Origin of the sequence: Amycolatopsis rhizosphaerae (assembly GCF_007713715.1) — a bacterium.
In the GTDB taxonomy this organism is placed as follows: domain Bacteria; phylum Actinomycetota; class Actinomycetes; order Mycobacteriales; family Pseudonocardiaceae; genus Amycolatopsis_E; species Amycolatopsis_E rhizosphaerae.
In genome coordinates this window covers 17485-28142 of sequence record NZ_VJWX01000036.1, presented here as the reverse complement: position 1 = coordinate 28142, position 10658 = coordinate 17485, and the positions used below count along the sequence as shown (strand labels likewise).

At 68.4% G+C, this 10658-nt stretch carries 7 protein-coding genes; 3 read left to right on the top strand and 4 right to left on the bottom strand.

Annotated features, from left to right (window positions below; genetic code table 11):
* Positions 1-426: 426 nt before the first annotated feature.
* The gene (locus FNH05_RS06355; RefSeq protein WP_144586333.1) at positions 427-1770 is read right to left on the bottom strand and encodes a glutamine synthetase family protein; all 1344 of its coding nucleotides are present in this window, start codon (positions 1768-1770) and stop codon (positions 427-429) included.
* Between the two features lie 9 nt (positions 1771-1779).
* Entirely contained in the window at positions 1780-3144 is a 1365-nt protein-coding gene (locus FNH05_RS06350; RefSeq protein ID WP_144586332.1) for an MFS transporter, read from the bottom strand.
* On the opposite strand from FNH05_RS06350, the gene FNH05_RS06345 reads away from it, so the two are divergent.
* Both FNH05_RS06345 and FNH05_RS06340 read left to right on the top strand, forming a co-directional pair.
* Positions 3143-4096, top strand: coding sequence for a GlxA family transcriptional regulator (locus FNH05_RS06345; RefSeq protein ID WP_144586331.1), 954 nt, complete (start codon positions 3143-3145; stop codon positions 4094-4096). The two genes, FNH05_RS06350 and FNH05_RS06345, sit on opposite strands and share 2 nt — an antisense overlap.
* Positions 4097-4118: 22 nt before the next feature.
* Complete coding sequence (locus FNH05_RS06340; protein ID WP_144586330.1) at positions 4119-4817, top strand: LppX_LprAFG lipoprotein; 699 nt, start codon at positions 4119-4121, stop codon at positions 4815-4817.
* Between the two features lie 76 nt (positions 4818-4893).
* Here the strand turns inward: FNH05_RS06340 and FNH05_RS06335 are convergent, their stop codons facing one another.
* Together FNH05_RS06335 and FNH05_RS06330 are read right to left on the bottom strand one after the other, a co-directional pair.
* On the bottom strand, positions 4894-6474 hold the full coding sequence (locus FNH05_RS06335) for an alpha/beta hydrolase (protein ID WP_246127563.1): 1581 nt from the start codon (positions 6472-6474) through the stop codon (positions 4894-4896).
* Positions 6475-6496: 22 nt separating this feature from the next.
* A complete protein-coding gene (locus FNH05_RS06330) occupies positions 6497-8080 on the bottom strand; it encodes an alpha/beta hydrolase (protein WP_246127562.1) in 1584 nt (527 codons plus the stop codon).
* 128 nt (positions 8081-8208) lie between these two features.
* Here FNH05_RS06330 and secA2 point away from each other — a divergent pair, with 128 nt between their 5' ends.
* On the top strand, positions 8209-10536 hold the full coding sequence (secA2, locus tag FNH05_RS06325; protein WP_144586329.1) for an accessory Sec system translocase SecA2: 2328 nt from the start codon (positions 8209-8211) through the stop codon (positions 10534-10536).
* The last annotated feature ends 122 nt before the right edge of the window (positions 10537-10658 follow it).

Genomic DNA, 10658 nt, shown 5'->3' with positions numbered 1-10658 from the left:
TCTCCAACAATGTCAGAAAATCCGATCGACTCAAACAGTCAATCTCAAAGGAACCCACAAAGGGTTCAAATATACAAAGCTCTACTGGCTTAGTTCATTAGCACACTGTTGAGTTCTCAAACAACACACAACCGCAGTTGCTTCTTCTAAGTCTTCTGGTTTCCCTTTGGTGCCTGGGAAGCCTCAACCCCACCTGATTATCAGTGGTGTTGTTGCAACCCTACCTTCAGGGCTGTCGCAGTACGCTACCCGGCTCGGTTCGCGGTGTCAAGTCCGCCCGACCCGGGGGCCGTCCGCCGGGGCTTTCGGCCCCGTCGTCCCGGTCTCCCTGGCGACGAAGAGAAGATTACACGGGCCCGAACCCCCCTGAAACAGGGGGGTCTCCCAAGGGTGAAAACCGCTGTTCAGAGGCCATTTTTCGGGCGGTCAGAGCACCGGGAGCAGTGTCTTGAGCTCGTACGGTGTCACCGCGCTCCGGTAGTTGTCCCACTCCACCCGCTTGTTCCGCAGGAAGAAGTCGTAGACGTGCTCACCGAGCGCCTCCGGCAGCAGTTCCGAACGCTCCATCTCGGCGAGCGCCTCACCGAGGTTCTGCGGCAACTGCTTGTAGCCCGCCGCCTTCCGCTCGGCCTCGCTGAGCGACCAGATGTTGTCCTCGGCGGGCGGGGGCAGCTCGTACCCCTTCTCGATCCCCCTCAACCCGGCGGCCAGCACGACCGAGTACGCCAGGTAGGGGTTGCAGGCCGAATCGATGGTGCGGATCTCGACCCGGCGCGACGACGCCTTGCCCGGAGAGTAGTTGGGCACCCGGACCAGGGCCGAGCGGTTCGCCCGGCCCCACGAGACCGTTGTCGGTGCCTCACCGCCGCTGATCAGCCTCTTGTACGAGTTCACCCATTGGTTGGTGACCGCCGAGATCTCCCTGGCGTGGTACAGCAGGCCGGCGACGAACGCCTTGCCGGTCTCGGACAGCTCGAAGGGGTCCTCCGGATTGTGGAAGGCATTGCGGTCGCCTTCGAACAGCGAGACGTGGGTGTGCATTCCGGAGCCGGGCTGGTTGGTGAACGGCTTCGGCATGAAGGTGGCCCGGACACCCTGCGTCAGGGCCACCTCCTTGATCACGTACCGGAACGTCATCACGTTGTCGGCCATGGTCAGGGCATCGGCGTAACGCAGGTCGATCTCCTGCTGGCCGGGCGCCCCTTCATGGTGGCTGAACTCGACCGAGATGCCCATCGCCTCGAGGGTCTCGATGGCGTGACGGCGGAAGTGGGTGGCGGTCGCGTGGCTCGCCTGGTCGAAGTACCCGCCGTTGTCGGCGGGCTCGGGCTCGTTGCCGTCTTCGGACAGGCTGTTCAGCAGGAAGAACTCGATTTCCGGATGCACGTAACAGGTGAATCCCGCTTCACCCGCCTTCGACAACTGGCGGCGCAGCACATGCCGCGGGTCCGCCCAGGAGGGTGAACCATCCGGCATCGCGATGTCGCAGAACATCCGCGCCGAGTAGGGCCCGCCTTCCGGCGTTTCCCAGGGCAGCACCTGGAAGGTGGACGGGTCGGGCTTGGCGATCATGTCCGATTCGTAGACGCGTGCGAAGCCCTCGATGGCCGATCCGTCGAACCCGATCCCGTCGCTGAACGCACCCTCGAGTTCGGCGGGGGCGACGGCCACCGACTTGAGAAAACCCAAGACGTCGGTGAACCACAGTCGGACGAAGCGGATGTCACGTTCTTCCAGCGTGCGCAGCACGAACTCCTGCTGGCGATCCATGGCCGCACCCTACGGCCGCTGTGTTAACGCCATGTTTCGCGGTTCTCCCGCTACCCCGGCTGAGGGAACCGACACCGACATCAGTGCTGCCAGCGCGCACAATCCGCCCGCCAGGTACCACGCGAGGTCGTAACTTCCCGAGGCGTCGTGGATCGCGCCGGCCCCCAGCGCGGCGATCGACGCACCGATCTGGTGAGAGGCGAAGACCCAGCCGAACACGATCGGACCGGTCAGGCCGAACCGGTCACGGCACAGCGCCACGGTGGGCGGCACGGTCGCCACCCAGTCCAGACCGTAGAAGATGATGAACGCCCACATCGGGGGCTCGGTCGTCGGCGCGAACAGGTGCGGCAGCAGAAGCAGCGAAGCCCCGCGGAAGAAGTAATACCCGCCGAGCAGCCACCTCGGATCCACGCGGTCGGTGAGCCAGCCCGAGGCGATCGTGCCTGCCACGTCGAACAGGCCGACCACGGCCAGCAGGGAGGCCGCGGTCGTCACCGGCATGCCGTGATCGTGCGCCGCAGGCACGAAATGGGTCCCCACCAGGCCGTTCGTCGAGGCGCCGCAGATCGCGAACCCGCCGGCCAGCAGCCAGAACACCCGGCTGCGGGCGGCCTGGCCGAGTACCGTCACGGCACGGCGGGCCGTTCCCCGCGTCGGCGCCGGCTTTTCCTCCGGCTCGGTGGCCCCGTAGGCGGTCGTACCCACGTCACTCGGGTGGTCCCGCAGGAGAAGCAACACGATCGGGGCGACGATCAGGGCGGCGCCCGCGACCAGCAGCGAGGCCGAGCGCCAGCCATGGCGACCTGCCAGGGACGCGATCAGCGGGAGGAACACCAGCTGGCCGGCGGCGCCCGCGGCGGTGAGCACACCGCTGACCAGGCCGCGGTGCTTGACGAACCAGCGGCTGGTCACGGTGGCGACGAAGGCGAGCGCCATCGAACCCGTTCCCGTGCCGACGAGGACGCCCCAGCAGAGCAAGAGCTGCCAGCTCTGGGTCATGAACACGGTCAGGCCGCTGCCCGCGGCGACCAGCACCAGCGCGCCCGACACCACGCGCCGCATGCCAAGGCGCTCCATGAGCGCGGCCGCGAACGGCGAGATCAGGCCGTAGAGCACCAGGTTGATCGACACCGCGGAGGAGATCGTGGCACGGGACCAGCCGAACTCGTCGTGGAGCGGATCGATCAGCACGCTCGGGGCCGCACGGAAGCCGGCGGCCCCGACGAGAGCGATGAAGGCGGCGAGGGCCACCAGCCAGGCACGATGCACCCGCGGCGGGGACTGCACTTCGGAAATCACCCGATCAGCTTGAGTGTTCGATGGCGGTGAGACGAGTGGCCGGAGCGCCAATATATGCAAGAATCCGGCCATGCACCGTGTGGTCGTACTGGCTGTTTCCGAGGTGATCGGTTACGACCTCAACATCCCTCCGCAGGTGTTCAACGCGGCCGTCCGTGACGGGCAGCGGCTCTACGACGTGCGCCTGTGCGGAGTCGACGACCGGCCCGTCAAGGTGAGCTACGGGTATGAGGCACGGTTCGAACACGGCCCGGCCGTCCTGGCCGAAGCCGATACCGTGATCATCCCCGGCACCCGCGTGACCGGGCCGCGACAGCACGGCGTGCTGTCCGCCGAACTGGCCGAAGCGCTGGCTCTCATCCCGTCCCACGCCCGCATCATGTCGATCTGTACGGGGGCGTTCGTGCTCGCGGCCGCAGGCCTGCTCGACGGGCGGCGGGCGACGACGCACTGGGCACACGCGGAATCCTTCCGCCGCCTGTATCCGCAGGTCGAACTCGACGAGAACGTCCTGTTCGTCGACGACGGCGACGTACTCACTTCCGCCGGTCTGTCCGCCGGGGTCGACCTGTGCCTGCACGTGATCCGCTCCGACCACGGAAGCGCGGTCGCCAACCACGCCGCGAGGTACTGCGTGGTGCCGCCGTGGCGCGACGGTGGCCAGTCGCAGTACATCGACCAGCCGTTACCCGCACCCGGCGAGGGCAGCACGGCCGCGACCCGCGCATGGGCGATCGAACACCTGGCCGAGCCGCTCGACCTGACCACCTTGGCGCGGCACGCGCGCATGAGCGTCCGCACCTTCAGCAGGCGGTTCCGGGCCGAGACCGGACTGTCGCCCCGGTCGTGGCTGAACCAGCAGCGGGTGCTGCACGCGCGCCATCTGCTCGAGACCACCACCCTGGCGATCGAGCGGGTCGCCGCGGAATCGGGGCTGGGCAGCGCCGCTTCCCTGCGCCAGCATTTCAGCGCCACCCTCGGCGTCTCCCCGCTCGCCTATCGCCGCACCTTCTCGGGCGCCTGAACGGCAGCGCTACGGTTGTCGCATGCTCCGCCGCCGCACCGCCAGTTTTCTCGTACTGATCCTGGCGCTCGTCAGCGGCTGCACCGCTTCGCCCGACACGCGAGGACCGCTGCCCGACGCGACGGGCCTGGTCACGGCCGCGGCCGGGAGTTTCGAGCAGGTGCGCACCCTCCAGTTCGATTTCAGCGTGAGCAGCACGATTCCCGGGCTCGACATCCGCGAAGTCAAGGGTCAGGCCAGCCGGGAGGGCGGCCCCTACGGCAGCGCCTCCGGCCAGGCCGACATGCAGGAATCGACCAACCGTTTCGAGATGAACTTCCAGATCGTCGGCGACCGGCTCCACCTGGCGAACCAGCACGGCCTGCGGACCGACGAGCCAGTGCCTCCCCAGTACCGGCCGGTCCTGCTGATGGGACCGGACAGCGGGCTGCCGAAGCTGCTGAAGTCGGCGACCGGGCTGAAGACTGAGACGAAGGAAGACGTCAAGGGTGTGCCGACCTACCGGGTGACGGGGCAACTCGCGAAGGACGTGGTGGCCGAGGTGCTGCCGGCCGTCCAGGCGAACGTGGACGTGAAGTTCTGGGTCACCCAGAGCGAGCCGCGCACCCTCGTGCGGGTGTGGATGCAGCTTCCCCCGCGGCAGCCGAACGAAGGCGCGGTCATGCTGGAGCTCGGGCTTTCCGCGGCGAACCAACCGGTCGGTACGACGGGGGTGGGCTGAGACCGGGGGTCTGGAGCAATGAATGTTTCTACGGGCGATCCGTAGCAAACATTCATTGCTCCAGCCCGGCCGCTGGTCAGCCCGGGCAGTGCGTGTTCGGCGGTGGCAGGGTGCCGTCGACGAGGTAGGCCAGTGCGTTGATGTCGATGCAGGTGCTGCCGTGCAGGAATGCGGTGTGCTGGGTGCCGTCGAAGGTGAGCAGGCCCCCGCCCAGCTCCGCGGCCAGGTTCACCCCCGCCTGGTACGGGGTCGCCGGATCGTTGGTGGTGGAGATGACCAGCGGCGGGGGAAGGCCGGGTGCGATCGGGCGGTGTGGCTGTGACGTGCTCGGGACCGGCCAGTTCGCACACACGTCCGGTTCGCCCTCGTCAGGGCGCCCGCCGCCGAGGAAGGGCGCGGTGGCGAGCATCCGCCGGTGTGCCTCGGCGATCGCGGACGGGTCACTGAGGCGCGGGTTGTCCACGCATCTCACCGCGTAGTAGGCGTCCTGCAGAGACGAGTAGCGACCGTCGGCGCCGCGCTCGTAGTAGGCATCGGCCAGGCGCAGGAGCCCACTCCCGTTCCCGGTCTTGAGCTGGCTGAGCCCGGTGCTCAGGGACGGCCACAACTGCCGGGAGTACATGGCCTCGATCACGGCGGTCACCGCGTCGTCGTAGGTCAGCTTCCGGCCGCCCGCTTCGGCCGGTGCGACGAGCAGGCGCCGGACCAGCCCGTCGAACACGTCGGGGGCACGGGCGGGATCGTCCCCGAGTGCGCATCCCGGATGGCGGGAGCACTCGGTGGCGAAGAGGCCGAAGGATCGAGCGAACCCCTCCCCCTGCGCGACCAGTGAGTCCACCTGGGACTGGGTGGGGTCGACGGCGCCGTCGAGCACCATCACGCGCACGTTCCGGGGGAAGGCCTCCGCGTAGCTGTAGCCGATTTGAGTGCCGTACGAGTAGCCGAGATAGGACAGCTTCTCGTCGCCGAGTACGGCGCGCAGCACGTCCAGGTCCTTCACGACATCCCTGGTGCCGATGTTGGCGAGCAGTTCGGCACCGTGTCCGGTGCGCTGAGTGCACTTCGAGTCGAAATCGCGTGCCTCGGCCGACCAGACCGCGGCGGAGTCGTGGGTGGTGCCGTCGCCGCGGTATTCGGCGCGGTCGGCGTCACGTTCGGCATCGGTCAGGCAGCGCACCCTGGGCTGGCTCGCGCCGACACCTCGCGGGTCGAAACCGACCAGATCGAACCGCAGGCCGATGGCGTTGCCGGTGGTCCGCGGGATCAGGCGCGCCGCGGCTTCCATACCCGATCCACCCGGCCCGCCCGGATTCATCACCAGCGAGCCGATCCGGTCCTCCGGATGGGTCGCGCGGTGCCGCAGGACACCCACCGTGATCGTGTCGCCCTGGGGACGCGCGTAGTCCAGCGGCACGGTCAGCCGGGCGCACTCCACTCCCGGGGCGCGAAAAGCCTGCGCGCTGTCCTCATCCGTGGCGAAGGGACCGCAGGCCCCCCAGGTCAGTTTCTGCTGGTAGAACCGGTCGAGGGCGTGCACATCGGCGACTGGGGACGGTGCGGGCGGGCTCGGCGGCAGCGACGGGCCCGGTGTCGTGGTGCACGCACCGAGCACGCACACCAGGCTGGTGACGGTCAGCGACAGGCTGCGGAAGCGCACCTTTCACATCGTGCCAGCTCGGTCACTGAGCGGCACACCGTCGACCGTCCGGCGGCAGCGTGCCGGAGATCAGGTAGGCCGCGCCCGCCTGATCGACGCACGAGTTCCCCTGCAGGAAGACGGTGTGCTGGGTGCCGTCGAAAGTCAGGAGTGCACCGTTCAGCGCCTTCGCCAGATTCACACCGGCTTCGTACGGGGTGGCCGGATCGTTGGTGGTCGAGATCACCAGGATCGGCGGCAGCCCCGCCACCTTGGGTTCATGCGGCTCGGAGGTGTTGGGGACCGGCCAGAACGCACACGAATCGAGCGCGGCGCCGTTCGGACGGCCGTCGTCGAGGAAGGGGGCGACCCGGTCGTAGCTGTTTTCCGCGGCCACGATCCTGGCCTTGTCCGTGACGCGGGGATCGTCCACGCAGCGGATCGCGGTGAACGCGTCCTGCGTGTTCGTGTAGTGCCCGCTGGTGTCGCGTTCGCTGTACTGGTCGGCCAGCGCCATCAGCATGGTGCCGCGGCCCCGTTTGAGCTCGTTGAGGCCGGAGTTGAGCGGCGCCCACAGTTGCTGCGAGTAAAGCGCCTGGATGGTGCCGAGCGTCGCGTCGTCGAAGGTGAGTTCCCGGCCGTCGGCGAGGCGCAGCGGATGGTCGATCAGCGGCCGCACCAGGTTCTGATAGGCCGCCGTCGCGGCGACCGCGTCGGTTCCGAGCGCGCAGTCCTTCTGCGCGGCACACCACTGGGTGTACTTCGTGAACGCCGTGCCGAACCCGGCGCCCTGGGCGACGAGCGAGTCCACCGCGTCCTGGCTGGGGTCGAGCGCACCGTCGAGCACCATGGCACGGACGTTGCCGGGGAACTGCTCGGCGTAGGTGTAGCCGATCCGGGTGCCGTAGGAGTAGCCGAGATAGATCAGCTTCTCCACCCCGAGCGCGGACCGGAGCACGTCCATGTCCCTGGCCACGTCGCGCGTGCCGATGTTGGCGAGCATGGCCGTGCCCTTCGGGGTCCGCTGGAGGCATTTGGCGACGAAGTCCTTCGCGTCCGCCTCCTGCCTGGCCACGCCGGCGGGCGAGCCGTCGATACCGAAATCCTCCTCGCGTTCGGCGTCGCGCTCGGAGTCGGAAAGGCAGGTCACCTCGGGCTGGCTCGCCCCGACCCCACGAGGATCGAACCCGACGAGGTCGAACCGCTTGCCTACCGGGCCGTTGGACGCCTGCGAGGCCAGGCTCGCCGCGGCCACCATGCCGGAGGCGCCAGGGCCGCCGGGGTTGAGCACGAGCGGACCGACGCGGTTCGCCGCGTCAGTGGCCTTGTGCCGGAGCACACCTACCGTGATGGTGTCGCCTTGGGGGTTCGCGTAGTCCAGCGGCACGGTCAGCCTGCTGCACTGGAGACCGTCCCGACCAAAGAGGGATTTCGCGTCCTCGGAAGTCGCGTAAGGTGCACAATCGCCCCAGGTCAGCGGCTGGGCGTAGAACCTCTCCATGCCCGGGGGCACCGGTCCGGCCGGGCCGAGCGACTCGGTGGTGGCCTGCGGTGTCGTTCTGCCGGGCTGGGTGGTGGTGCAGGCCGAGAGCGGAACCAGAAGGCAGACACCGAGAAGAGCAGTCACCCGGGCGGTCCGCGACCGGGCTCGCTGAAGGAAGGCCACGACGGAATCGTGCCATCCTGGCGGGGAACACACGACCACCACCACCTCGTTGGCCGGTGGACTGGAGAAGGACAGACAGGAGACCAGGGGTGCCAGCACTGATCAGCCGGATGGGCAAGCGCCTCCGCAGGCTCATCGAACGCCCGGCCAGCATCGAGCTGACCCGGTACGAAGCACTGCTCCCGGCGATCGGCGAACTCGAGCCCGAACTGGAGAAACTCACCGACGCCGAACTGACCGAGCGCGCGGCGAAGCTGCGCCGGGAAGCGGAGTTCGGCGACGACCAGTTGATCGAGGTGTGCGCGCTGGGCCGCGAGGCAGCGCGCCGGGCGCTGGACGAACGCGCCTTCGACGTGCAGCTGCTGGGCACCATGGGTCTGCTCACCGGACACGTCGTGCAGATGGAAACCGGTGAGGGCAAGACCCTCGCGGGCGCGCTGGCCGCGGCGGGCTACGCGCTGCAGGGCAAGTCCGTGCACGTCATCTCCGTCAACGACTACCTCGCTCGACGGGATGCCGAGTGGATGGGCCCGGTCTACCGGCTGCTCGGAGTGTCCGTCGGCTGGGTGGAGCCGTCGCTGACCCGCGAGGAGCGGCGCGAGTCCTACGGCTGCGAGGTCACCTACGGTGCGGTCAGTGAGATCGGCTTCGACGTGCTGCGGGACCGGCTGGTCTCACGGGTGGAAGACCTGGTCCAGCCGGAGCCCGAGGTGGCCATCATCGACGAGGCGGACTCGGTGCTGGTGGACGAGGCCAGGGTGCCGCTGGTGATGGCGGGTTCGGTGGACGCCGCGGTGGCCGACGTGGAAGTGGCCAACGTGGTGCGGCGGCTGCGCCTCGGCCTGCACTACGAGACCGACAGCGACGGCCGGAACGCCTGGCTGACCACGGCCGGTGCGTCCGTGGTGGAGAAGGCGCTGGGCGGTATCGATCTCTACGGCGAGTCGGGTGCCGAACGGCTGGCGGCGGTGAACGTCGCGCTGCACGCGCACGCGCTGCTCACGCGCGACGTGGACTACCTGGTCCGTGACGGCAAGGTGCAGTTGATCAACGCCTCGCGGGGCCGGGTGGCCGAACTGCAGCGCTGGCCGGACGGCCTGCAGGCCGCGGTCGAGGCGAAGGAGCAACTGCCTGCCACGGACCGCGGGGAGATCCTCGACTCGATCACCGTGCAGGCACTGCTGGCCCGGTACCCGCAGGTCGCGGGCATGACCGGGACCGCGGTGGCGGTTGCCGAGCAACTGCGCGAGTTCTACCGGCTCGAGGTGGCGGTGATCCCGCCGAACAAGCCCAACATCCGCGTCGACGAACCGGACCGCATCTTCGCCTCACCGTCGCACAAGCTGCGGGCGATCGAGGCGGAGATCCGGAAGGTGCACGAGACGGGCCGTCCGATCCTGGTCGGCACCCAGGACGTGGCCGAATCGGAGGAGCTGGCGGAAAAGCTGGCCAAGGTCGACCTGCCGTGTGTGGTCCTCAACGCCCGCAACGACGCCGAGGAGGCGGAGATCATCGCCGAGGCGGGCAAGTACGGCGCGGTGACGGTGTCGACGCAGATGGCCGGGCGGGGTACGGACATCCGGCTGGGCGGTGCCGACGGCAAGGACCGCGAACGGGTCGCCGAACTGGGCGGGCTGCACGTGATCGGCACCGCGCGGTATCCGAGCAGCCGGCTCGACGGCCAGTTGCGCGGGCGGTCCGGCCGCCAGGGCGACCCGGGCAGCGCGGTGTTCTTCGCGAGCCTCAACGACGACCTGGTGCTGTCGTACGCGCCGGACGTGCCCGACGGTATCCAGGCCGACGACGAGACCGGTGAGATCACCGACCCGGCTGCCCAGCGGCAGATCAACCACGCGCAGCGCGTGGCGGAGGGCGTGCATCTGGAGATCCACCGCAACACCTGGCGCTACACCCGGCTGATCGAACACCAGCGCACCGAACTGCTGAAGCACCGCGACAAGCTGCTCCGGACCCCGCTCGCGGCCGAGAAGCTCAAGGAGGCGGCGGAGAAGCGCTACGAGGAGCTCGAAGAGCAGCTCGGTGAGGAGGGACTGGTCCAGGCCTGCCGGGAGATCATGCTCTACCACCTCGACCAGCTGTGGTCGGATCACCTGGCGTTCCTGACCGACGTGCGCGAGAGCATCCACCTTCGCGCGCTGGCCAGGGAAACGCCGCTGGACGAGTTCCACCGGGTCGCGATCCCCGAGTTCCGCAAGATCATCCCCACCATCGAGGAGCGGTCGGTCAAGAGCTTCGAGGAAGCCGAGTTCACCGAAAAGGGCCTCGACCTCGCCGCCTCCGGGGTTCGTCGGCCCAGCTCGACCTGGACCTACCTGGTGCACGACAGCCCGTTCGACTCGAACTTCGAGCAGACGCTGAACCAGGTGCGCAACCTGCTGCGCCGCAAGAAGAGCTGACCCGCGGGCGGTGTCTCTGGAGCAAGGTGGATTTGCTATGGGTGCTCGGTGCAGGGAGCCGTAGCAAACATTCTTTGCTCCAGAAACCGGCCGGAGCGCGGTTGGGCACATTCGGTCGTCGG

What these genes read in the sequence shown, in the direction of transcription:
- FNH05_RS06340 (WP_144586330.1), top strand. Translation starts at nt 4,119, where the DNA reads ATGCTCCGCCGCCGCACCGCCAGTTTTCTCGTACTGATCCTGGCGCTC.
- FNH05_RS06355 (WP_144586333.1), bottom strand. Translation starts at nt 1,770, where the DNA reads ATGGATCGCCAGCAGGAGTTCGTGCTGCGCACGCTGGAAGAACGTGAC.
- FNH05_RS06345 (WP_144586331.1), top strand. Translation starts at nt 3,143, where the DNA reads ATGCACCGTGTGGTCGTACTGGCTGTTTCCGAGGTGATCGGTTACGAC.
- FNH05_RS06350 (WP_144586332.1), bottom strand. Translation starts at nt 3,144, where the DNA reads ATGGCCGGATTCTTGCATATATTGGCGCTCCGGCCACTCGTCTCACCG.